Raw genomic sequence first — 22,101 nt, 5'->3', positions numbered from 1 at the left:
TCAGCCTTTCACTCCTGTCAGGGTGACTCCCTCGACGAACGCCTTCTGGGCGAAGAAGAAGAGGACGATCACCGGGGCCATGACGAGCACCGTTGCCGCCATGGTCAGGTTCCAGTTGGTGTGGTGCGCCCCCTTGAAGGACTCCAGGCCGTAGCTGAGGGTCCAGGCGGCCGGGTTGTCCGAGGCGTAGATCTGCGGGCCGAAGTAGTCGTTCCAGGCGTAGAAGAACTGGAACAGGGCGACGGCCGCGATCCCGGGCTTCGCCATGGGCAGGACGACGCGCAGCAGGGTGCGGACCTCGCCGCAGCCGTCGACGCGGGCCGCGTCGAGGTACTCGTCGGGGATGGTCAGCAGGAACTGCCGCAGCAGGAAGACGGCGAAGGCGTCGCCGAAGGCCAGCGGGACGATCAGCGGCCACAGGGTGCCGGACAGGTCGAGCTGCTTCGCCCAGAAGAGGTACATGGGGATGACGGCCACCTGCGGCGGCAGCATCATCATGGCGATCACCAGGAGCAGCGCGAGCCGTCGTCCGCGGAAGCGGAACTTGGCGAGGGCGTAGGCGACGGGCAGTGAGGACACCACGGTCAGTACGGTCCCCAGCCCCGCGTACAGCAGGGTGTTGCGCCACCAGGCCGGGAAGCCGGGGGTGTGCCAGACCTGCGCGTAGTTGCCCCATTCCCAGGTGCGCGGCCACAGCTCGCGGGTGAGTGCCTGCTGGTCGCTCATCAGGGAGGTGAGGAGGAGGAAGACGAAGGGGAGGACGAAGAACAGGGCGGCGGCGACGGCCAGGGAGTGCACCCCGATCCAGTGCAGCACGGCCCTGCGGCGGTGGCGGCGTACGTCGGTCATCGGTCACCGGCTCCGATCAGTCCGCCCCGCCGGCGCATCAGGAGCGCGGTGAAAGCCATGGAGAGGGCGAACAGCACCAGGGCCAGGACGCAGGCGGAGCCGTAGTCGAAGCGCTGGAAGCCGAGGTGGTAGACGGTCTGGGGGAGGGTCAGCGTGGACTTGTCGGGGTAGCCCGGCTCGGTCTGCTGGCCGGAGCCGCCGATGATCCCGGCGGCGGCCTTCGAGGCGACCGTCGGCTGCGTGTAGTACTGCATGGCCTGGATGACCCCGGTGACCACGGCGAACAGGACCACCGGGGAGATGTTCGGCAGGGTGATGTGCCGGAAGCGTGCCCAGGCCCCGGCCCCGTCGAGTTCGGCGGCCTCGTACTGCTCCTTCGGTACGTCGAGCAGGGCGGCCATGAAGATCACCATCAGGTCGCCGGCCCCCCACAGCGCCAGGGCGGTGAGCGCGGGCTTGGACCAGCCGGCGTCGGTGAACCAGCCCGGTGCGGGCAGCCCGGCGGCGTCCAGCAGGGTGTTGACCGGGCCCGTGCCGGGGTTGAGGAGGAAGACGAAGGCGAGGGTGGCGGCCACCGGCGGGGCCAGGTAGGGCAGGTAGAACAGGGTGCGGAAGAGGCCGGCGCCGGTCTTGACCTTGGTGACGAGCAGTCCGACGCCGAGGCCGAAGACGACCCGGCAGCTCACCATGACCACGACGAGCCACAGGGTGTTGCGCATGGCCGGCCAGAAGAGCGGATAGTCGGTGAAGACGTAGCTCCAGTTGTCCAGGCCGTTGAAGACCGGGGGCCGGAAGCCGTCGTAGCGGGTGAAGGAGAAGTAGACGGTGGACAGCAGCGGGTAGGCGAAGAAGACGGCGAAGCCGATCAGCCAGGGCGACAGGAAGGCGAGGGTCCGCAGGGCGGAGCGCCGGTGCCTGGCCCGCAGGGCGGGGGAGTCCGGGGTTTTCGTGGCCGGGGTCATCGGGGGCTACTCGGCCTTCGCTATGTCCGTGTCGATCTGCCGGTCGGTCCTGGCGAGCCCGGCGGCGAGGTCGGGGACGTCGCCCTTCTCGACGGCGTACGCGAAGTCCTGGAAGGTCAGCTGGTAGGCGCCGCCGTCGGCCCGGGCGGGGGTGGTGTTCGACTTCGGGTGCCGTGCGATGTCGAGGAACGTCTTGGACTCCGGGGTCACCTGGAGCTGCGGGGAGCGGAGTGCGGCCAGCGTGGAGGGCACGTTGTGGATGGCGTTGGCGAAGGCGACGACGGCATCGGTGTCGGTGGTCATGTACCGCACCAGCTCCCAGGCGGCGTTCTGCTTCCGGCTCGCGGAGGAGATGCCCATGATGGTGCCGGAGAGGTAGCCCTTGCCGTAGTCCGCCCGCTGGTCGTCGGGCACGGGCAGCGGGGCGGTGCCGATCTCGAAGGGGACGCCGGCGGCCTTGGCCATGGCCGGGCGCCACTCGCCGTCGATCTGCATGGCGACGATCCCCTTGTGGAAGGGGTGCTCGGCGCTCCACTCGTCGCCGAAACCGGAGCGGAAACGTTCCAGCTTCTCGTAGCCGCCGAGCTTGGACACCAGGTCCTTCTGGAAGGTCAGCATCTTCGCGAAGGCCGGGTCGCCGGCCAGGTTCGACTTGCCCTCGGAGGTGAAGTAGGAGGGGCTCCACTGGGCGGCGAGCCGCATCGGGGTGGTCTCGTAGCCGTGGAAGGTGGGCATCAGGCCCAGCTGCTCGTACGAATCCCCCTTGGGCTTGGTGAGCTTCTGCGCCACCTCGGCGAACTCGCTCCAGGTCATGGGCGGTTTGGTGATCCCGGCGGCGGCGAACGCGGTCTTGTTGTAGACGAGGCCGTAGGCGTCGTGCAGCAGCGGCAGGGTGCACTGGTTTCCGTCGTACCGCGTGTACTCCAGCAGGGTCGCGGGGAAGACCTTCGCCGTGTCGATCCCGGACTTCTCCATGAAGGGGCCCAGGTCGGCGAAGGCGCCGGAGTTGCAGAACTTTCCGACGCTGTCGGTGGCGAAGGAGGAGACCACGTCGGGGGCCTTGTCCCCGCCCGCCCGCAGCGCCTGGTTGATCTTGGCGTCGGTCATGTTGCCGGTGGCCTTGACCTTGATGTTCGGGTGCGCCTTCTCGAAGCGGTCGATGCTGTCCTGGATCGCCTTGACCTCGGAGGGGGCGGACCAGCCGTGCCAGAAGCTGATGGTGACGTCGGCCTTCGGGTCGTCGGCGGCGGTGGCGCCGTTCTGGCCGGTGCAGGCGGCGGCCAGTACGGACATGGCGGCAAGGGCGGCCGCGGTGGTGGTCAGGCGTGCGGCTCGGGGCATGGCGGTGCTCGCTCTCTGGGGGAGAACTCCGGATGAGGGGTGGTACGGGCTGGGGGCTACGGCTGCGGGCTGCGGGTGTCAGCGGGAGGTGTCGAAGACTTCCTCGCGGGTGGCGGCCAGGGCGCTCTCCAGGGCGCCGCGCAGCACGGGCCGCTCGCGCACCTCGCCGGTGACCAGCCGCGGCCGGGAGGGGGCCAGTTCGGCGAGCTCGTCCTCCAGCAGGGCGCGCAGCGGGTCGCCGCCCGCGGTGATCAGGGCGCCGGACAGGACCACGATCTCCGGGTCCAGTACGGCGACCAGCGAGGCCAGGCCGGTCGCGAGCGCGGTGGCGTACGACCGGAGGAAGCCCAGGCGGGCTCCCTCCGGCTCGGCGGCGGCCCGCCGCAGCAGCTCGGCCCCGACGGCCACCTGCGAGGCGTGCGCGGTGTGCGGGGCGTCCGGGGCGGAGCCCGGGGCGAGGCCGGCCGCGGCGGCCAGCGAGGGCAGCACCTGCGCGCCGGCCAGCTCCTGGTATCCGCCGGTGTTGGCCCGGGTGACCTGGCGGACCAGGGGATGGCCGGGCACGGGCAGGAAGCCCACCTCGCCCGCGCCGCCGGTCCAGCCGCGGTGCAGCCGCCCGCCGAGGACGAGGGCGGCGCCGAGGCCCTCCTCGTTCCACAGCAGGACGAAGTCCTCGTGGCCGCGGGCCGCGCCCAGACGCTGCTCGGCGACCGCGGCGAGGTTCACGTCGTTCTCGTACCCGACCGGCAGGGGCAGGGCCGCGGCCAGCTCGTCGAGGAGGGTGGGGGAGTGCCAGCCGGGGAGGTGGCTGGCGTAGCGCAGCCGCCCGGTGCGGGGGTCGAAGGCGCCGGGGGTGGCGATGACCACGCGGTGCAGGTCGGGCAGGGCCAGTCCGGCGTCCTCCAGGGCCCCGCCGAGGGCCCGGGTGACCTGGCCGACGGCGTCGGCGCCCTCGGTGTAGGGCAGCTCGAAGCGTCCGACCGCGGTGCCGGTCAGGTCGGCGACGGCGGCGAGCACCCGCTCGGGGGTCACGTCGAGGCCGCCGACGTGGGCGGCGCGGGCGTTGAGCGCGTACAGCTGGGCGTTCGGGCCGGGGCGGCCGCCGTCCGTGCCGGTGGCGACGACGAGCCCGGCGGCCTCCAGCCGGGCCAGCAGCTGGGAGGCGGTGGGCTTCGACAGCCCGGTGAGGTGCCCGATCCGGGTCCGGGACAGGGGGCCGTGCGTCAGCAGCAGTTCCAGGGCGGCGCGGTCGTTCATGGCGCGCAGCAGGCTGGGCGTTCCTGGAGTGGCGGCGGGCATGGCGGGGTCCCTCCCTCACCGAGGAGAACTGTTAGGTAAGTTTCCTATTGGCTTCGGAGGTGTGTCAATGCCGCTGCCCCGCCGGAACGGACCGGCGGGGCAGCGGATGGCGTGACAGGGGGCGGGGCCCCGCGGGGCGGGCCCTACTTGGGCAGCCGGACCCCCGGCGCGGGTGCGGGCACGGGTGCCGCCGGTATCGGGGCGGTGGCCAGGGACTGCGGGGAGGCCGGGTTGCCCAGCGCCGAGGGCGCCGCGACGGCCGCCGCAGGGTCGGCCGGGGCGGCCTCGTCCTCGTCGGGGGCCGGGGCGCCGCCGATGATCCGGATGCCGGCCGCGTCGAAGGCGTCCTTGATCCGCCAGCGCAGCTCGCGCTCCACCGCGAACTGCTGGCCCGGCATGGTCTTCGCCGACACCTTCACCGTCATCGAGGCCAGCAGCACCTCGTCCAGGCCCAGCACCTCCACCGGGCCCCACAGGCGCTCGTCCCACGGGGTCTCCTTCGCCAGGGTGTCCGCGACCTCCTGGACCACCTCGCGGATGTGCGCCAGCTTCTCCGTCGGCTTGACCTGCACGGCCACGCCCGCGGTCGCCCAGCCCTGGCTGAGGTTCCCGATGCGCTTGATCTCGCCGTTGCGGACGTACCAGATCTCGCCGTTGTCGCCGCGCAGCTTGGTCACGCGCAGACCGACCTCGATCACCTCGCCGGAGGCCACCCCGGCGTCGATCTTGTCGCCCACGCCGTACTGGTCCTCCATGATCATGAACACGCCGGAGAGGAAGTCCGTCACCAGGTTGCGGGCACCGAAACCGATCGCCACACCGGCCACACCGGCACTCGCCAGCAGCGGCCCCAGGTCGATCTTCAGCGCCGCCAGTACCATCAGCGCGGCCGTGCCGAGGATCAGGAACGAGGACACCGAACGCAGCACGGAGCCGATCGCCTCCGAGCGCTGGCGGCGCCGCTCCGCATTGACCAGCAGCCCGCCCAGCGCGGTGCCCTCGACGGCCTCCGCGCTGGAGTTCATCCGGCTTATCAGCTTGGTCAGGGCCTTGCGGACCACGGTGCGGAGCGCCACCGCGATCACGATGATCAGCAGGATCCGCAGGCCGATGCTCAGCCAGGTGGCCCAGTTCTCCTCGACGAAGCTCGCGGCGTTCGTCACGCTCTCGGCGGCGTCGTCGGTGGTGGACGCTGCATGCGGTAGCAGGGTGGCGGGCGAGGGCACGGCGGGAACCTCCAGGCATAGCGGTCCGCCCGCGGAACGGTCGTACGGTCGTGCTGGCTGTGCGGGCAGGCCATCCACACTAACGGGGCACGGGACCGACCTCGTTGCGTTGTTCGAGGGAGAGACCGGACTCACCTGGGGATGAAAGGGAGTGTGGTTGAAAACACCCCGGGCCCGTTACCGGCGCGTGGTGGCGCTTCGACCAGCCGTAAGGGGAGACTGAGAGCAGATCGTCCCGGCGCGAGCCACGCGCCGCCGGCGTACAAGGAGGCAGTCCGTGCCGCACGTCCTGGTCCTCAACGCGTCGTACGAGCCCCTCGGCGTCGTACCGCTCCGCCGCGCGCTCGTCCTCGTCCTGGAGAACAAGGCAATCTCCCTGGAGGAGTCGGGCGCCTTCCTGCACAGCGCGACACGAGCCGTCCCCGCGCCCAGCGTGGTCAGGCTCAAGCGCTTCGTGCGGGTCCCCTACCGGGGGCCCGTTCCGCTCACCCGCCGCGCGCTGTTCGCCCGCGACGGCGGCCGCTGCATGTACTGCGGGGCCGTCGCCACGAGCGTGGACCACGTCATCCCGCGCAGCCGCGGGGGCCAGCACGCCTGGGACAACGTGGTCGCCGCGTGCCGGCGGTGCAACCACGTGAAGGCGGACCGGCACCTGCTGGAACTCGGCTGGCGCCTGCGCCACCAGCCGGCCCCGCCGTCGGGACTGGCCTGGCGGATCATCGGCACGGGACACCGGGACCCGTGCTGGATGCCGTACCTCCAGCCGTACGGGGCGCAGGACGCGCTGGAGCGCATCGGGATACCGGCGGCCGCCGCCGCCTCCTGACGCACCGCTGCGCGGAGCCGGCCAGGTGACCGGCTCCGCGCAGGCACACCCCCGGCAGGGCTACGGCAGCACCGCCTGGGCCGTCGCCGACCAGAGGCTGCAGCCGAAGCGCGTCGCGCGGCGGTCGCACGTCACGCGGAGGTAGCGCGTGTCCGGCGCGTCCAGCCGGACCGCGTCCACCCCGCCCCGGGAGGACACCACCGCGCCCGGACGCCACGTGACGCCGTCGGGGGACGTCTCCACCCGGAACTTCGAGGGGTACGCCTCCTGCCAGTGCAGGGTCACCAGGCCCACCCTGGCCGGGGCGGCCAGTTCGGCCTGCCACCAGGCGCCGTCCACCGCCGGGGACGACCAGCGGGTCGCGGCGGAGCCGTCCACCGCCGCCGAAGCCGGGAACTGCGGGGCCTCGTTGCCCGAGGAGGTGGCACGGGCCCCGCGCAGCAGGTCCGGGCCGCCGGTGCGCGGCACCGCCCGGACGGTGAGCACCCGCACCTCCCCGTCGAAGGAGAGCGGGACCGCGTACTCCCCGGACGGGGTGCCCGCCGCGACGGTGACCTCCACCGGGACGGCGACCGTCGCACCCCGGGGCACCACCACGTCCTGCGGCAGCCGGACCTGGACCCCGGCCGGCGGGGCCGCCGTCAGCGGGCCCCGGAACTCCCCGGGCCGCAGCCCGGACAACTGCGCGGTCACCGTGCGCGCGGCGCCCCCGGCCTCCACGTCGGCCCGGCCCCCGTCGGCCAGTTCGAAGCGGGCCCGCGGGCCGTCCGCGAACCACGGGACCACCTTGTGCACCACGGGGGCCGGGCCCGCCCACGACAGCCGGACCGCGTCCGCCCGTACGCCCCCCGCGTCGGCCTGCGTCCAGCCGGACACCGCCGCGTCGGCCAGCCGGCGCCAGCCCTCGCCGGGCACGTGCACCTCCACCGCCGCACCCCGGGCGCCCCGCGCCAGCGGGTCCGTCATCACCGTGACCGCGGCGAGCGGCCGCGCGGCATCCAGCCGGACGGTGTAGGAGCCGGGCTCCTCCCGCACGGTGCCGTCCTCGCGGGCCGCGCCCGTCCAGGCGTCCGACTCGGCCGCCGCCTTCGCCAGGAAGGGGTCCAGCACGGAGGTGTCCACCCGCACCCCGCCCGGTTCCGCCAGCGCCTCCCGCGCCTCGGCGAGGTCCCGCGAGGCCTGCCAGGCCGCCGCCCCGTCGCCCCGGGCCTCGGCCCGCATCAGGTCGACCGCCAGCTCGCCCGCGGCCCCGTACCGGGACAGCCGCTCCAGCCACGGCCCGGCCTCCGCCGCCACCGGCGCGCCGAGGCGCTCCGGGGCCTCCCGGAGCACGGTGAACGCCGCGCGCAGCCGCTCGCCGGCGGCCTTGTCCCCGGCGGCGCGGGCCCGCCAGAACTCCTCCACCAGCGGCTTCAGATAGGCCGACTCCTCCACCTTCAGGCCCGAGGAAGCGGTGTTCCCGGCCAGCGCCGCCAGCGCGGCCCGGGTCTTGGGGTCCGGGCCGGACAGGTCGCGCACCGCCGCCGCCCAGGACTCCCCGGCCCGGTAGCCGCGCGGGTTCCACGCGTAGTCCGCCGCCGTGAACAGCGGGATCCGCGAAAGGGTGCCCTGCGCCATCGCGTTGGCCAGCACCCCCGCCGAGCCGCCCGCCACCGCCGGATCGCGCCCGGCGTACGGGCCCAGGAAGATCCGGCCCGGGTCCCAGTCGTTGACCGGGTAGTTGTCCATGGTGACCAGCGGGTGCGCGAGCGCCGCCCGCGCCCCCGCCAGCTCCTTGCCGGTGATGGTGCGCGGCACCACGCCCACGCCCGTCCAGGCCACCTCCACGCGCGGGTCCAGCGCCCCGGCCAGCGCCGTCCGGTAGGTCGTGGCGCCGTCCTGGAAGTACTCCGTCGGCAGCAGCGACAGCGGGGCCGCCCCCGGATGCCGCGCCGCCAGGTGCGCGGCCAGCTCGCCCGCCACCTCCGCGTGCGCCTTCGCCGCCGCGGCGGGGCCCGTCCCGTACCGCACCCGGTCGGCCCGGCAGCCCCATTCGGTGTAGCTGACGTCCTGGAACTGCACCTGGAACGCCCGGAAGCCCAGCTCCCACATGGCGTCGACCTTGCGCAGCAGCGCCGCCCGGTCGTCGGCCGACGCCAGGCACATCGACTGCCCCGGCGACACCGCCCAGCCCAGCACCACCCGGTTGGCGCGGGCCCGTTCGGCCAGCGCCCGGAACTCCTCCTGCCGTTCGCGCGGGTACTCCTCGCGCCAGGCCGTCGTGCGGTACTGGTCGTCGCCGGGCGCCAGCAGCATCCGGTTCTGCTTGGTGCGGCCCAGGAAGTCCAGCTGCGCGAGGCGCTGTTCCCGGGTCCAGGGCTGCCCGTAGAAGCCCTCGGTGATCCCGCGCACGGGTGCGATGGGCCAGTCACGCACCAGCATCCCGGGCACCTTGCCGTGCCCGGCCGCCAGCAGCTGGCGCAGCGTCTGCGCGGCGTGGAACAGCCCGTCCTCGCCCACCCCGGCCAGCGCGACCGTGTCCCGCCCGCCGGCCCTGCCCACCGCCAGCCGGTAGCCGCCGGCCGGCAGGTCCCCGGCCGGGGCCGCGCCCAGCGACAGCAGGGCCTCCTCGGCGTCCGTGCCCTGGAGCCGTACGACGAGGGCCCGTTCGGGCAGCGCCGCGCCCGGGGGGCGCACGTGCAGGGTCCGTACCCCGGCCGCGCGCAGGGAGGTGCGTACGACCTCGACGGCGTACGGGTCCACGTCCTCCGGGGCCACCAGCACGGCCTCCGCCGCCACCGGCAGCTCCCGCCCCGGGTCGGCGGTGGCCGACTGCGGCCGGGGCCACACGGCCGGGCCCTCGGAAGCGGCTCGGGGAACGTCGGAGCCCGGGTCGACGACGGGCCCGAGTCCCGACGTGTAGACGGGAGCGGAGCCGCTGTCGGGGCGCGGGGAGCCCGAGGTCCCCGGGGCCGCGACGATCCGCGGCGGAGCCGACGCGACGGCCCCGCCGAGGAGGCTCCCGATGACTGCGACGGCTGCGGCCGTGGTCCGCTTCCTGCCCCTGAGCTGCACGGAGCCTCCCCAGTCCCGAGTCGTCCCCCGACCGTGTGAACGAGCCCGAGCCCACCACCCGTGCGGCCGGGGTGTCAATGCGGGTGGGGTGATCTGACCTGGATCCGCCAGGAATGCGATGCCCCTGACTGGGTATGGCTGCGGTGTTCGCCGCGGGTGTTGCATGGGCGGTCCGAAGAACCGCAGCACGGTCCCGAGAACCGCACGGCGGTCCGAAGCACCGTAGAGGGAGGACCTCATGAACGCCCGCACCGCGTCCGGCAGCCGCAGGAAACCCGCCCCGCTCGCCCACCTGCCCGTCCCGTCCGGCCCCGCCGACGAGCCGGCCGCCGCCGCGCACCCGCCGCTGACCAGCGAACCCCCGCTGGCCGGTGCCGCGTACGCACCCCTGACCAGTGAGTCCCCGCTCGTCGCCGAGGCCCCCCTCACGAGCGAGCCGCTCACCTAGGCCCTACCCCTCACCAAGGATGACGATGGACGACCTCGCCCGGCTCGCGGCCCTCTACGGCGTCGCCACCTCCTACCAGCCCGCCGAGGACGTCACCGTCCAGGTGCCCGAGGCCACGGTCCGGGCCGTGCTGGGCCTGATCGGCGTCCCCGTCGGCACCCCCGAGGAGGTACGGGAGCGGGCGGTCCGGGAGGAACGGGAGCGGGCCGGGCGGCTGCTCCCGCCGACGCTGGTGCACTGGCGGGGCGAACCCGCCCCCGGGGCCCTGGCCGCGCTGCCGGCCGGGACCCGGGTGCGGGTGACCCTGGAGGACGGGGCCGGGGAGGCCGACTGGCACCCCGGCCTGCCGCTCGGGGTGCACCGGCTGACCGCCGGGACGCCGGACGGCCGCACCGCCTCCGCCACCCTGATCGTGGCCCCGGACCGGGCCCCGGCGGCACCCGACCGCGCCCACGGGCTGCTCGTCCAGCTCTACTCCCTGCTCTCGGAGCGCTCCTGGGGCATGGGCGACCTCGGCGACCTCGCGGAGCTGGCCCGCTGGGCGGCCCGCACCCACGGCGCCGGGTTCGTCCAGGTCAACCCGCTGCACGCGGCCTTCCCCGGCACCCCGAGCGACCCGTCCCCCTACCGGCCCTCCTCCCGCCGCTTCCCGGACCCGGTGCACCTGCGCGTCGAGGACCTCCCCGAGTGGGAGGCCTGCCCCGACCGGGACGCCCTCGCCGAACTCGCCGCCCGCGGCGGGGAGCTGCGCCGCGAGGTGCTGGAGAAGGGGGCGCTGATCGACCGGGACGCCGTGTGGGCCCTCAAGCGCGCCGCCCTGGAACTGCTCTACGCCGTCCCCCGCACCCCCGCGCGGGAGGCCGCCTACCGGGCGTTCCGCGCCGCTCAGGGGGAGGGGCTCGCCGCGCACGCCGCCTGGTGCGCGGCCGCCGCCGGGGAGGACCCGCAGGAGCGCGCCGACTTCCACTGCTGGCTGGTCTGGCTGACGGACACCCAGCTGACCGCCGCCCAGCGGGCCGCGCGGGAGGCCGGGATGGAGGTCGGCATCGTGCACGACCTGGCCGTCGGGGTGCACCCGGACGGCTCGGACGCCCGCCTCGGCCCCTGGCACCACCGGGAGATGTCCGTCGGGGCGCCGCCGGACGCCTTCAACGCGCGCGGCCAGGACTGGGGGCTGCCGCCCTGGCGTCCCGACGTCCTGGAGGCCCACGCGTACGCTCCCTTCCGGGCCCTGCTGCGCGGGGTGTTCCGGTACGCGGGAGCGGTGCGCCTGGACCACGTGATGGGCCTGTTCCGGCTCTGGTGGATCCCGCGGGGGACCCCGCCCGCGCAGGGTACGTACGTCTCCTACGACGGTGAGGCGATGCTGGCCGTACTGGTCCTGGAGGCGCACCGGGCCGGGGCACCGGTGGTCGGCGAGGACCTCGGGACGGTGGAGCCGGAGGTGCGGCGGGCGCTGGCCCGGCGCGGGATCCTCGGCACCTCGGTGCTGTGGTTCGAGCGGGACTGGGCGGGCGACGGCGCACCGCTGCCGGCCGGGGCCTGGCGGTCCCAGTGCCTGGCCACCGTCACCACCCACGACCTGCCGCCCACCGCCGCGAAGCTGGCCGGCTCCCACGTCGAACTGCGCGACCGGCTGGGCCTGCTGACCCGCCCTCTGGACCTGGAACGCGCCGAGGACGCCGCCGACACCGCCGAGTGGCTGGCGGCACTGGACCTGCTGGGGCTGGAGACCAAGGGCGAGGAGGCCGCCGTACGGGCCCTGTACGCCTTCCTGCTGAGCACGCCCGCCCGGCTGGTCGGCGTATGGCTGCCCGACGCGGTGGGGGACCGGCGGCCGCAGAACCTGCCGGGCACCTGGGACCAGTACCCCAACTGGCGGCTGCCGGTCGCCGACGCGGACGGGCGCCCGCTGACCCTGGAGGCGCTGACCGCCTCACCCCGGGCGAACGCCCTGCTGAGCGCGGTGCGGGAGGGCGCGCAGACCCGTACGGCACCCCCGGGCGCGCGCCCCGTTTAGGTGTTCGCTACGTTTGCACCGTGGACAAGAAGAACGCTCTGCGCGCCGGCGCCGTCACGGCCGGATCGACGCTGATGATGCTGCTGATGACGTCTCCCGCCCTCGCGGTGACCCGCGACGACGGCGACGACCCGGGCCCGGGCCTGAGCATTGGCGAGACGCTCGGCCTGTACGTGGCCGCGCCGATCGTGCTGTTCCTGGTCATCGCGGGTCTCGTGATGGTCGGCGACAAGTCGCGCAAGAACCAGGCCTGACCCGACCGGGCAGGTCCCTTCATCAAGGCTTCCGGGCGCCGGAGGTCCGCGGAACCGGTGTGAGCCGGTCCCGACGCGGCCTCCGGCGCCTTGGCGTACCCGGACACCCCCTGGGGCCCGTCCGGCCCTGATCCGCCGGACAGGCCCTTAGGACACGTCGGCGAGCAGCTTGCGCAGCATTCCGGTGAGCTGCTCGACCTCTTCGGGGTCGAAGCCCGCCAGGGCCCTGCGGTGCACCGCCAGGCCGGCGGAGACCGCCTCGTCGGCGAGGGCGAACCCCCGGTCGGTGAGGGTCACCTGGAGCCCGCGCCGGTCGTGCGGGTCGGGGCTGCGGGTGAGCAGTCCGGCCTTCTCCAGCTTGTCGAGGCGGCCGGTCATCCCGCCGGTGGTGAGCATCAGCGTGGCCGACAGCTGGCGCGGCGAGAGGGTGTACGGGGCCCCGGAGCGGCGCAGCGTGGCGACGACGTCGAACTCCCCGCGGCTGATGCCGTAGCCGTTGTAGGCGCGTTCCACCGCGTCGCCGACGGCTTTGGAGATCCGGTAGATCCGGCCGAAGACGGCCATCGGGGCGGTGTCCAGGTCCGGTCGTACGGCGGCCCACTGCGTGGTGATCGCGTCGACGGCGTCCGGCTGGGCGTCCTTCTTCACGTCGGTCATAACTGAAGTATCCGATTCCGTTCACTCGTTCGCAAGAAAGTAGCTTGCGGAAAAGTAGCTTAGGAGTAAGCTACTTATCAGCGACCTACTCGGGGAGGTCCGGGGACGGGCCCCCGGGTAGGTCGCGACTAATCCGCACCCCGCCAGCCCATCCTCATCCGCTCGAGGAGTGACCGTGAACCGCGTCACCACCACCATCCTGACCGCGCTCGCCCCCATCTCCTGGGGCTCGACCTACTTCGTCGCGAGCGAGCTGCTGCCCGCCGACCGGCCCCTCTTCACCGGGGCCATGCGCGCCCTGCCGGCCGGCCTGCTCCTGGTCGCCCTCTCCCGCGTCCTGCCCAAGGGCGCCTGGTGGTGGAAGTCCGCGGTCCTCGGCACCCTCAACATCGGCGCCTTCTTCCCGCTGCTCTTCCTCTCCGCCTACCGGCTCCCCGGCGGTGTCGCCGCCGTGCTGGGCTCGGCCGGACCGCTCTTCGTCGTCGGGCTCGCCGCCCTCCTCCTGGGGGAGCGGGCCAGGCTGCGGACCGTGCTCGCCGCCGTGGTCGCCGCGTTCGGCGTGAGCATGGTGGTGCTGACCGCCGAGGCGAAGCTCGACCTCATCGGAGTCATAGCCGGCGTGGTCTCCTCCGCCTCCATGGGCGCGGGCACCGTGATGACCAAGCGCTGGGGCCGCCCCGAGGGCGTCGGCCCGCTGGCCGTGACCGGCTGGCAGCTCACGGCGGGCGGCCTGGTCATCATCCCGATCGCCGCACTGGTCGAGGGGGCGCCGCCCGCGCTCGACGGCAAGGCCTTCCTCGGCTACGGCTACATGATGCTGATCAACACCGGGGCCGCGTACTTCCTCTGGTTCCGCGGCATCGGCCAGCTCACCGCCACCTCCGTCACCCTGCTCGGCCCGCTGTCCCCGCTCACCGCCGCCGTCATCGGCTGGGCCGCGCTCGGCCAGGCCCTGTCGCCCGTACAGCTGATGGGCATGGGCCTCGCCTTCGGTGCCACGGTCTTCGGCCAGCTCCCGGGCCGGGCGGCGAAGGCCAAGCCGGAATCGTTCAGCAAGGCTGAAGAAACCGATCGAAATCTTTCGATGGACCTGGGCAAAGCCAAGGTGTGAGAGTGGGTCCACGACCCACACCACACTCTCAGGGGGAAACCACCAGTGACCGTCATGGACCGCATCCGCACCGCACCCACCGCCGCCGGCACCCTCGCCGGCGGCGGCGCCGTTGCCGGAGACAAGGCGAGGAAGGGAGCCGCCGGACTCGGCGTACTCCTCGCCCTGGTCGCGACGGTCGTCTGGTCCGGCAGCTTCGTCGCCACCCGCGGCATGGCCGACACCGTCCCGCCCGTCCAGGCCGTCTTCTGGCGGTGGATCATCGCCGCCGTCGCGGTCACCCCCTTCGCCGCCCGCCAGGCCTGGCAGCAGCGGGCCCTGCTCCGCAAGCACCTCGGCTACATCAGCCTCGCCACCCTCTTCGGCGTCACCCTCTACAACACCCTGGTCCACCAGGCCGGACTGACCACCTCCGCCTCCAACATGGGCATGATCATGGCGGCCTCGCCGGTCATCATGGCCCTGTACGCCCGCCTCGGCGGCGAACGGCTCGGCGCCCGCCGCTCCTTCGGGATGCTGCTCGCGGCCTTCGGCGTGCTGCTGCTGGTGGGCGACGGCTCCCTCGGCTTCGACTTCGGCGCCGGCGACCTGTGGATGTTCGGCGCCGCCCTCTCCTTCGCCACCTACAGCGCCCTCCTGAAGCGCAAGCCGGCCGAAATCGGCGGCCTGGCCTTCCTCCTCACCACCTTCGTCCTCGGCGCCCTGATGCTGGCCCCCGCGTACGCCGTCTCCCTCACCGTCCAGGGCGGCTTCGAAGCGGCCCCCCACACCATCGGCCCCCTCCTCTACGTCGGCGTCTTCTCCTCCGCCGTCGCCTTCTTCGCCTGGAACAAGGCGATCTCCCTCATCGGCGCGGCCCGCGCGGGAGTCGTCTACTACCTCCAGCCGGTCTGCGTCGCGGTCCTCGGCCTGCTCCTCCTCGGCGAGCGCACCGGCCCGGCCCAGCTCCTGTGCATGGCCCTGATCCTGGGCGGAGTCGGCCTGAGCAGCACCGCCCGCCGGTAATTTCCTTCCCGTGACCGACTGGGACATCAAGAAGCTCCGCATCCTGCGGACCCTGGCCGACCAGGGAACCGTGACCGCGACGGCCGAGGCGCTGCACATGACGCCCTCGGCCGTCTCGCAGCAGCTGACCAACCTCGCCCGCCAGCTGGGGGTACCGCTCCTCGAACCCCAGGGCCGCCGGGTCCGCCTCACCGACGCCGCCCACCTGGTCCTGCGCCACACCGAAGCCGTCTTCGCCCAGCTCGAACGCGCCGACGCCGAACTCACCGGCTACCTGTCGGGGGAGTCGGGCGAAGTCCGCGTAGGCGCGTTCTCCACGGCGGTCCCGGTCCTCGTGGTCCCGGCGGTCGCCGCGCTCAAGCGCACCCACCCGGGGATCGAGGTGAAGGTCCAGGAGACCGAAGCGGCCGAGTCCTACGAACTCCTCTCCGCCGGCACCGTCGACCTGGCTCTCTCCCTCGCCGCGCACGCCCCGACCGCCCGGGACGCCCGCTTCACCCGGATCACCCTCCTGGAAGACCCCCTGGACGTGGCCCTCCCCCAGGACCACCCCCTGGCAGCCGCCCCCGTGCTCCGCCTGGCGGACCTCTCGGCGGACCGGTGGATCTACGGCGGGAGCGGCCCCTGGTCGGAGATCACCCGCTCGGCGTGCGAAACGGCGGGCTTCGTCCCGGAACAGGCCCACTCGGCCTCGGGATGGACCGCGATCCTGGCGATGGTCGAGGCGGGCATGGGCGTGGCCCTGGTCCCCCGCATGGTCTCGGCCCGCGCCTCGGGCGTAACGGTCCGCACCCTCACCCACGACCGCCCCACCCGCCACGTCATCGCAGCCCTCCGCCGAGGCACGGAAGCCGCCCCGGCGGTCTCCCGAGTCCTGCGGGCCCTCCAGGGGGCGGCGGCGGGGCTCGCGTGAGGGGGAGCGGTATCCCCTCGGGCGGTGTCAGGGCCGGTTTGGGGGTTTCCCGTCAGTCCCATCGTCCTTCCGTGTCGTGCCGGTCCCTCAAGAGCGCTCCCTTCGGTCGCGTCGCTACGCGATCGCCTTCGGCGACCCTTGACCGACCGACCCGCCCCGGAAAGCCGAAAGACTGCCGGGAAACCCCCAAAAGAACGGCACGGTCCATGGTTGGAGGGGCGGCCGTGTTAGCGATGAGGCGACGGGGCCGGGCGTCGGCCCGCCGGGCATCCGGGCCCGTGGATGCCGGATTCGGGGCCGGGGGCGCGACTGTGCGCACGAGAGGCTGACCAGAGCGACCTGCGGAGCACCCAGGCGCGACAGATCGCTACGCGCTCCTCTCGTCTCAGCGTCCGACGACCGCCTTGGGCTGATACCCGCACCAGAGGTTGACCGGAGCGGTGCCCGGTCGACTCATCGGATGACGGGGCCGTTGCCGGCTCGCCAGTCGTCCAGGCGTTTGCGGATGCTGGGGACCATGGGGAGTTCGTCGGTTTCGTGGGGCGCGAACCAGGCGACTTCGAAGGATTCGTCGGAGGTGCGGAGGATGCCCCCGGTGGGGCGGGCGAGAAGGCAGATGGAGAACTCCTGGCGGACCTCGCCGTCGTCGTAGGCGAAGACGTGCCCTGGATTGGTATAGGTGCCGACGATGCCGGTGATCTCGATGGAGATGCCGGTTTCTTCATGGGTTTCCCGGACCGCGCAGTCGCCGATGGACTCGCCAAGATCCATCTTGCCGCCGGGAAGGGCCCACATGCCGTTGTCGGTGCGGCGCTGGAGCAGCACTCGGCCCCCGTCGTCGACCACGACGGCGGATGCGGCGGGGACGAGGCTGTTCGCCGGCGGGGCGCTGGGGTCGTCTTCGTAGTCACGCCTGGGCATTGCTCTCCCTGATGGGGCAGGCTCCCCGGCTCGGGTGGGGAGCCTGCGGATCGGTCAGCCCTTGAGCGCGCCGACGAGTCGGGCGCGCTCGCGGAGTTCTCTTACCGCCCGGACGGTGCCGTGCGGGCGCAGCCTGAGGTTCATCACCTCGAAGTGTTCGTCGCCCCGGGCTGAGGAGAGGGCCTCGTACTCGTCCAGGAAGCGCCCCCACGATTCGCACGCGGCCTCGACGTGGCCGATGGACAGCTGCCGCTGCGCGAGGACCCCGTACGCGTGCAGGCGGCCCTGGCGCTCGTTGACGGGCTGAAGCCGGATCGATTCGCGCAGGGTCCGTACCGAGCCCGGAACGTCCTTCGTCTCGTTCAGGACGTGCGCTACGTGGAACAGGTAGGCGGTCCGGTCGTAGCCGCCGATCGCCTCCCGCCGATCGTCCGCCCGCGCGAGCGCTTCCTCCGCCTCCCGCAGCCGGACGAAGGCCTGCCGCTTGTCTCCGACCATGGCCGCACCGTGTGCCTGCTGCCCACGCAGGAACGCGACCAGCCTCGGCCCGGCCACAGGGGCCGCTTCCGCAGCCGAGTCGGCGAGTTCGAGGGCGCGCCGGCCGTAGCCCAGATTGGACGCCTGGAGCGCCATGCCGCGCAGGGTCCGGCAGTAGGTGATGTGCTCCTCCGCCTCCCCGGCGAGCTTCAGCGCGGACACGTAGTAGTCCTGGCCCAGCCGGTGCTGGCGTTCGTACATCGCCATCCACCCGGTCAGGTAGACCAGGTCCGAGGCGGCGGCGAGCAGGCTGCGCCGCACCGGGGCCGCCGCCTCGGCCTTCAGCCACGGCCCCACCGTGTTCACGAGGAATGCCGCAGCCATCGGCCGGGCATGGCCCGCGCCGAGCTCGTCGAGGATGCCGGCGATCCGGTCCGTCATCGCCCCGACCGCATCGACCTGCGCCTGTCCCACCCTCGTCGTCGCCTTGCCCGGCCCTATCGGGTCCGGGCCGTCGGCCCGCGCGAGGGTCGGGAACAGAGGGATGCTGAGCGCTGCGGAGAAGACGCCGGCCGCGATCACGCGGCGTCGGGACGGATCCATGTCTGTCCTTCCGAGTTCTACGAGTTCCCGCACAGTGTCCGCCTCCCCCGCCCCGGCGGGGGGTGTGAGACCGGCCTCGGCGTAGCTGACCGGCCGTGCCAGCTTCCGTTCGAACGCTTCGATGATCAGCGCTCTGACCTGCGGCCTCGGCTGGTGTCCCGCCACCCATTGCGACACGGCGGGCTGGCCGTACTTGAGCAGCAGCCCGGCCTCCGCGCCTATGCGATTCACGATCGAGGCGAACTGGCTTCTGGACCATCCGGCCTGCTCAAGGAGCGTCGACAGGCCGGTGTTGGGTGTGCGTGAGCGTCGCGCCATGAGCAACTCCCCACAGGTGCATGACTTGCATGCTTCTCCGACCCTCCAACGGTACTCGTGCAAGGGCTCCGCGCGGTTACCTCTTCACACCGAGCAGTGACCGCGCGGGAGTTGACTCTCCCGCGCTGAGGCAAGGAGCGGCCCATGGCCAGCCGGATCATCCACAGCTGTGCCCGTGGAGTGTTGGGCATCGACACCACAGGCGACCCTTGGCGCGGGCTGGAGGCCTCCTTCGCCTCCAGCCAGGACCTCCTGGACCGCGCCCGAGCGGGCTGGCAGCGCTTCGCCGCCTCGTTCGAGGAGCCCTGCGATGACTGACTCCTATGAGTACGTCCCCCACCGCCTCCTCCGCCAGCGCGTTCGCGACATCGCATCGGGCGTCGAGGGCGTCCTTATGGCCGTGATCAACGAGAACGTCTCGGACACCGGCATCGAGCGCTGGATGGAGCTTGCCTACATCCGGGGTGCCTCCGGCCGTGAATTCACCACCGCCGCCGCCAACGTCGAACCCGCCCACGACCAGCCCCAGACGGCCGCCGGCCGCCGAGATCAGAGAAGCGCGTAGCGATCCGTCGCGCCCATGTGCTTTCCACGCTGCCCTGATCAACCTCTGGTGCGGGTATCAGCCACAGGCGGTCGCCGGACGCTGAGACGAGAGGAGCGCGTAGCGATCTGTCGCGCCTGGGTGCTCCGCAGGTCGCTCTGATCAACCTCTCGTGCGCCTAGGCGCGCCCCCGGCCCGGGATCAGGGATCACGGGGCCGGATGCCCGGCCGGCCGAGGCCCGTCCCCTCGCCTCATCGCTGACGGACCCGCTCCTCCTCTCCTGCCCCGTGACCGTTCTTTTGGGGGTTTCCCGTCAGTCTTTCGGCTTTCCGGGGCGGGACGGCCTGTCAGGGGTCGCCGAAGGCGATCACGAAGTGACGCGACCGAAGGGAGCGCCCTTGACAGGCCGGCACGACACGGAAGGACGATGGGACTGACGGGAACCCCCCAAACCGGCCCTGAGGCCGCCCAAGGGGCTACCGCCCCCACCCACCGGCCCGCACCCGGGGAGGCGGGTGGGCAACCACCGCCCGGCCCCGGGGGGGCCGAGGGGGAGATAGGGGGCCCGCGCCGTGACCCGAAACGGGACGGCCCCCGCCCCCCCCGGCAGGGGAGGCAGGGGCCGTGCCGGCAGGACCTGTCAGGCCCCGGCCGCCGCGTCGGCGGCCTGGGCCTTCAGGGCGCGTTCGACGCCCGAGCGGGACTCCGAGACCAGGCGGCGCAGGGCGGCGTTCGGCTCGGCCGAGGCCAGCCACGCGTCCGTCGCGTCCAGGGTCTCCTGCGAGACCTGCAGCGACGGGTACAGGCCCACCGCGATCTGCTGCGCGATCTCGTGGCTGCGGCTCTCCCAGATGTCCTTGACCACCGCGAAGTACTTCGCCGTGTACGGCGCGAGCAGCTCCCGCTGGTCGGTCTGGACGAAGCCGCCGATCACGGCCTCCTGCACCGCGTTCGGCAGGTCGGACGACTCCACCACCGAGGCCCAGGCCTCCGCCTTGGCCCCGGCCGTCGGGCGCGCGGCCCGCGCCGTCGCCGCGTGGCGCTCGCCCGCGGCGGTCGCGTCCCGCTCCAGCTCGGCGGCGATCGCCGCCTCGTCGGCGATGCCCGTGGCGGCCAGGCGCTCCAGGAACGCCCACCGCAGCTCGGTGTCGACGACCAGGCCCTCGACCTCGGCCGAACCGTCGAGCAGCGCCGCCAGGTAGGTCAGCTGCCCCTCGGTACGGGCCGTCGCCGCGAAGGCGCGCGCCCACGCCAGCTGGTGGTCACTGCCGGGCCGGGCGCCGCGCAGGTGCTCCAGCGTGGCCTCGGTCCAGACGGCCAGGCCCTGGTCCCGCCACGCCGGGTCGGCGTACAGGTCGACGGCCAGCTTCACCTGGCGGTGCAGGGACTGCACCACACCGATGTCCGACTCCTTGCCGATGCCCGACAGGACCAGCGCCAGGTAGTCGCGCGTGGCCAGCTCGCCGTCACGCGTCATGTCCCACGCCGAGGCCCAGCACAGCGCGCGCGGCAGCGATTCGGTGAAGTCGCCCAGGTGCGCGGTGACGTTGGCCAGCGAGACCTCGTCCAGGCGGACCTTGGCGTACGACAGGTCGTCGTCGTTGAGCAGCACGACCGCCGGGCGGGCGCGTCCCGCCAGCTCCGGCACGGCCGTCAGCTCGCCGTCGATGTCCAGCTCGATCCGGTCGGTGCGGACCAGCTTGCCGTCCTGCAGGTCGTACAGGCCGACCGCGATGCGGTGCGGCCGCAGCACCGGCTCGCCCTTGGCGCCGGCCGGCAGGGCCGGGGCCTCCTGGCGCACGGCGAACGAGGTGATGGCCCCGTCCCCGTCCGTCTCGATCTCGGGCCGCAGCACGTTGATGCCGGCGGTCTCCAGCCACGCCTTCGACCAGGCGGTCAGGTCGCGGCCGGAGGTCTCCTCCAGCGCGCCCAGCAGGTCCGACAGGCGCGTGTTCCCGAAGGCGTGCGCCTTGAAGTAGGCCTGCACGCCCTTGAAGAAGGCGTCCATGCCCACGTACGCGACGAGCTGCTTGAGCACCGAGGCGCCCTTGGCGTACGTGATGCCGTCGAAGTTGACCAGGACGTCGTCCAGGTCGCGGATGTCGGCCATGATCGGGTGCGTGGACGGCAGCTGGTCCTGCCGGTACGCCCAGGTCTTCATGGAGTTCGCGAACGTCGTCCACGCGTGCGGCCACTTCGAGCCCTCGGCGTAGGCCTGGCAGGCGATCGAGGTGTAGGTGGCGAACGACTCGTTCAGCCACAGGTCGTTCCACCACTCCATGGTGACGAGGTCGCCGAACCACATGTGGGCGAGCTCGTGCAGGATGGTCTCGGCGCGCACCTCGTACGCCGCGTCGGTCACCTTCGACCGGAAGACGTACTGGTCGCGGATGGTGACCGCGCCGGCGTTCTCCATCGCGCCCGCGTTGAACTCCGGCACGAAGAGCTGGTCGTACTTCGCGAAGGGGTAGTCGTACGCGAACTTCTCCTGGAACCAGTCGAAGCCCTGCCGCGTCACGTCGAAGATCGCGTCGGCGTCGAGGAACTCGGCGAGCGAGGGGCGGCAGTAGATGCCGAGCGGGACGGACTGCCCCTCCGGGCCCTCGTACGAGCTGTGCACCGCGTGGTACGGGCCCACGATCAGCGCGGTGATGTACGAGGAGATGCGCGGGGTCGGCTCGAAGACCCACACCCGGTCCTTGGGCTCTGGCGTCGGGGAGTTCGAGATGACCGTCCAGCCCTCGGGGGCCGTGACGGTGAACTGGAACGTCGCCTTCAGGTCGGGCTGCTCGAAGCTGGCGAAGACCCGCCGCGCGTCCGGCACCTCGAACTGGGTGTACAGGTACGCCTGCTGGTCGACCGGGTCGACGAAGCGGTGCAGGCCCTCGCCGGTGTTGGTGTAGGCGCAGTCCGCGACGACACGGAGCTCGTTGGCCCCGGCGGCGAGGTGGTCCAGCGCGATCCGCGAGTCGCGGAAGACGGCGGCCACGTCCAGCGACTTGCCGTTCAGGACGACCTCGTGCACGGACGGCGCGACCAGGTCGATGAAGGTCCCGGCGCCTGCCTCGGCCGACTGGAAGCGCACGGTGGTCACGGACGGGTAGGTACCGCCCTCCTGCGCGCCGCTGAGATCGAGTTCGATCTCGTACGAGTCGACGGTGAGCAGCTTCGCCCGCTGCTGAGCCTCTTCACGGGTGAGATTCGTGCCAGGCACGCGTTCATCTCCTTTGATGGTGACGTTGCCCGGCCATCCTTCCACGCGGGCCGGGCCG

19 protein-coding genes are annotated in these 22,101 nt (G+C 72.9%); 9 read left to right on the top strand and 10 right to left on the bottom strand.

Annotation, left to right across the window (positions count from 1 at the left end; translation table 11 throughout):
• The 5 genes from ACZ518_RS19450 to ACZ518_RS19430 all read right to left on the bottom strand — a co-directional run bounded on the left by ACZ518_RS19450 (position 1) and on the right by ACZ518_RS19430 (position 5,677).
• On the bottom strand, positions 1-849 hold the full coding sequence (locus ACZ518_RS19450; RefSeq protein ID WP_469114218.1) for a carbohydrate ABC transporter permease: 849 nt from the start codon (positions 847-849) through the stop codon (positions 1-3).
• On the bottom strand, positions 846-1,811 hold the full coding sequence (locus tag ACZ518_RS19445) for a carbohydrate ABC transporter permease (RefSeq protein WP_469114217.1): 966 nt from the start codon (positions 1,809-1,811) through the stop codon (positions 846-848). The genes ACZ518_RS19450 and ACZ518_RS19445 overlap by 4 nt, the downstream gene beginning before the upstream one ends.
• 6 nt (positions 1,812-1,817) lie before the next feature.
• Positions 1,818-3,152 carry an ABC transporter substrate-binding protein gene (locus ACZ518_RS19440; protein ID WP_469114216.1) on the bottom strand — a complete coding sequence of 445 codons (1,335 nt, stop codon included), beginning with the start codon at positions 3,150-3,152 and terminating at the stop codon, positions 1,818-1,820.
• Between the two features lie 78 nt (positions 3,153-3,230).
• Positions 3,231-4,451: an ROK family transcriptional regulator gene (locus ACZ518_RS19435; RefSeq protein WP_469114215.1), complete on the bottom strand. Its 1,221-nt coding sequence runs from the start codon at positions 4,449-4,451 to the stop codon at positions 3,231-3,233.
• A 143-nt stretch (positions 4,452-4,594) separates the two neighbouring features.
• A complete protein-coding gene (locus tag ACZ518_RS19430; protein ID WP_469114214.1) occupies positions 4,595-5,677 on the bottom strand; it encodes a mechanosensitive ion channel family protein in 1,083 nt (360 codons plus the stop codon).
• A 277-nt stretch (positions 5,678-5,954) separates the two neighbouring features.
• On the opposite strand from ACZ518_RS19430, the gene ACZ518_RS19425 reads away from it, so the two are divergent.
• Complete coding sequence (locus ACZ518_RS19425) at positions 5,955-6,503, top strand: HNH endonuclease (RefSeq protein WP_469114213.1); 549 nt, start codon at positions 5,955-5,957, stop codon at positions 6,501-6,503.
• 60 nt (positions 6,504-6,563) lie between these two features.
• Here ACZ518_RS19425 and ACZ518_RS19420 read toward each other — a convergent pair whose 3' ends face one another.
• Complete coding sequence (locus ACZ518_RS19420) at positions 6,564-9,557, bottom strand: beta-N-acetylglucosaminidase domain-containing protein (RefSeq protein WP_469114212.1); 2,994 nt, start codon at positions 9,555-9,557, stop codon at positions 6,564-6,566.
• A gap of 238 nt (positions 9,558-9,795) precedes the next feature.
• On the opposite strand from ACZ518_RS19420, the gene ACZ518_RS19415 reads away from it, so the two are divergent.
• Genes ACZ518_RS19415 through ACZ518_RS19405 form a run of 3 tightly spaced genes read left to right on the top strand, consistent with a single transcriptional unit; the run spans position 9,796 to position 12,279 of the window.
• Positions 9,796-10,005, top strand: a complete 210-nt coding sequence (locus ACZ518_RS19415) for a hypothetical protein (protein WP_469114211.1) — start codon at positions 9,796-9,798, stop codon at positions 10,003-10,005.
• Between the two features lie 19 nt (positions 10,006-10,024).
• Positions 10,025-12,025: a 4-alpha-glucanotransferase gene (locus tag ACZ518_RS19410; RefSeq protein ID WP_469114210.1), complete on the top strand. Its 2,001-nt coding sequence runs from the start codon at positions 10,025-10,027 to the stop codon at positions 12,023-12,025.
• A gap of 20 nt (positions 12,026-12,045) precedes the next feature.
• Entirely contained in the window at positions 12,046-12,279 is a 234-nt protein-coding gene (locus ACZ518_RS19405; protein ID WP_469114209.1) for a hypothetical protein, read from the top strand.
• A gap of 147 nt (positions 12,280-12,426) precedes the next feature.
• Here ACZ518_RS19405 and ACZ518_RS19400 read toward each other — a convergent pair whose 3' ends face one another.
• Positions 12,427-12,936 carry a MarR family winged helix-turn-helix transcriptional regulator gene (locus ACZ518_RS19400; protein WP_469114208.1) on the bottom strand — a complete coding sequence of 170 codons (510 nt, stop codon included), beginning with the start codon at positions 12,934-12,936 and terminating at the stop codon, positions 12,427-12,429.
• 169 nt (positions 12,937-13,105) lie between these two features.
• Here ACZ518_RS19400 and ACZ518_RS19395 point away from each other — a divergent pair, with 169 nt between their 5' ends.
• Genes ACZ518_RS19395 through ACZ518_RS19385 form a run of 3 tightly spaced genes read left to right on the top strand, consistent with a single transcriptional unit; the run spans position 13,106 to position 15,965 of the window.
• Positions 13,106-14,047, top strand: coding sequence for an EamA family transporter (locus tag ACZ518_RS19395; protein ID WP_469114207.1), 942 nt, complete (start codon positions 13,106-13,108; stop codon positions 14,045-14,047).
• 45 nt (positions 14,048-14,092) lie between these two features.
• Positions 14,093-15,052, top strand: coding sequence for a DMT family transporter (locus ACZ518_RS19390; protein ID WP_469114206.1), 960 nt, complete (start codon positions 14,093-14,095; stop codon positions 15,050-15,052).
• 10 nt (positions 15,053-15,062) lie between these two features.
• Entirely contained in the window at positions 15,063-15,965 is a 903-nt protein-coding gene (locus tag ACZ518_RS19385) for a LysR family transcriptional regulator (protein ID WP_469114205.1), read from the top strand.
• Positions 15,966-16,418: 453 nt separating this feature from the next.
• Here the strand turns inward: ACZ518_RS19385 and ACZ518_RS19380 are convergent, their stop codons facing one another.
• Together ACZ518_RS19380 and ACZ518_RS19375 are read right to left on the bottom strand one after the other, a co-directional pair.
• On the bottom strand, positions 16,419-16,886 hold the full coding sequence (locus tag ACZ518_RS19380) for an NUDIX hydrolase (RefSeq protein WP_469114204.1): 468 nt from the start codon (positions 16,884-16,886) through the stop codon (positions 16,419-16,421).
• A gap of 54 nt (positions 16,887-16,940) precedes the next feature.
• On the bottom strand, positions 16,941-18,284 hold the full coding sequence (locus ACZ518_RS19375) for a hypothetical protein (RefSeq protein WP_469114203.1): 1,344 nt from the start codon (positions 18,282-18,284) through the stop codon (positions 16,941-16,943).
• Between the two features lie 144 nt (positions 18,285-18,428).
• Here ACZ518_RS19375 and ACZ518_RS19370 point away from each other — a divergent pair, with 144 nt between their 5' ends.
• Together ACZ518_RS19370 and ACZ518_RS19365 are read left to right on the top strand one after the other, a co-directional pair.
• Positions 18,429-18,602, top strand: coding sequence for a hypothetical protein (locus tag ACZ518_RS19370; protein ID WP_469114202.1), 174 nt, complete (start codon positions 18,429-18,431; stop codon positions 18,600-18,602).
• Positions 18,595-18,849, top strand: a complete 255-nt coding sequence (locus tag ACZ518_RS19365) for a hypothetical protein (protein WP_469114201.1) — start codon at positions 18,595-18,597, stop codon at positions 18,847-18,849. The genes ACZ518_RS19370 and ACZ518_RS19365 overlap by 8 nt, the downstream gene beginning before the upstream one ends.
• A gap of 620 nt (positions 18,850-19,469) precedes the next feature.
• Here the strand turns inward: ACZ518_RS19365 and pepN are convergent.
• Positions 19,470-22,043 (bottom strand): aminopeptidase N, encoded by a 2,574-nt coding sequence (pepN, locus tag ACZ518_RS19360; RefSeq protein ID WP_469114200.1) that lies wholly within the window; start codon positions 22,041-22,043, stop codon positions 19,470-19,472.
• Positions 22,044-22,101 lie beyond the last annotated feature (58 nt).

This window comes from Streptomyces sp. NPDC033966 (genome assembly GCF_055575955.1).
The sequence above is the reverse complement of the archived record's forward strand: the minus strand, read 5'-3'. Positions and strand labels throughout refer to the sequence as shown.

Excerpts from the sequence above, each read along its gene's own strand:
- ACZ518_RS19400 (WP_469114208.1), bottom strand. The coding sequence starts at position 12,936 with ATGACCGACGTGAAGAAGGACGCCCAGCCGGACGCCGTCGACGCGATC.
- ACZ518_RS19440 (WP_469114216.1), bottom strand. The coding sequence starts at position 3,152 with ATGCCCCGAGCCGCACGCCTGACCACCACCGCGGCCGCCCTTGCCGCC.
- ACZ518_RS19380 (WP_469114204.1), bottom strand. The coding sequence starts at position 16,886 with ATGCCCAGGCGTGACTACGAAGACGACCCCAGCGCCCCGCCGGCGAAC.
- ACZ518_RS19450 (WP_469114218.1), bottom strand. The coding sequence starts at position 849 with ATGACCGACGTACGCCGCCACCGCCGCAGGGCCGTGCTGCACTGGATC.
- ACZ518_RS19370 (WP_469114202.1), top strand. The coding sequence starts at position 18,429 with ATGGCCAGCCGGATCATCCACAGCTGTGCCCGTGGAGTGTTGGGCATC.
- ACZ518_RS19415 (WP_469114211.1), top strand. The coding sequence starts at position 9,796 with ATGAACGCCCGCACCGCGTCCGGCAGCCGCAGGAAACCCGCCCCGCTC.
- ACZ518_RS19365 (WP_469114201.1), top strand. The coding sequence starts at position 18,595 with ATGACTGACTCCTATGAGTACGTCCCCCACCGCCTCCTCCGCCAGCGC.
- ACZ518_RS19410 (WP_469114210.1), top strand. The coding sequence starts at position 10,025 with ATGACGATGGACGACCTCGCCCGGCTCGCGGCCCTCTACGGCGTCGCC.
- ACZ518_RS19375 (WP_469114203.1), bottom strand. The coding sequence starts at position 18,284 with ATGGCGCGACGCTCACGCACACCCAACACCGGCCTGTCGACGCTCCTT.
- ACZ518_RS19435 (WP_469114215.1), bottom strand. The coding sequence starts at position 4,451 with ATGCCCGCCGCCACTCCAGGAACGCCCAGCCTGCTGCGCGCCATGAAC.
- ACZ518_RS19445 (WP_469114217.1), bottom strand. The coding sequence starts at position 1,811 with ATGACCCCGGCCACGAAAACCCCGGACTCCCCCGCCCTGCGGGCCAGG.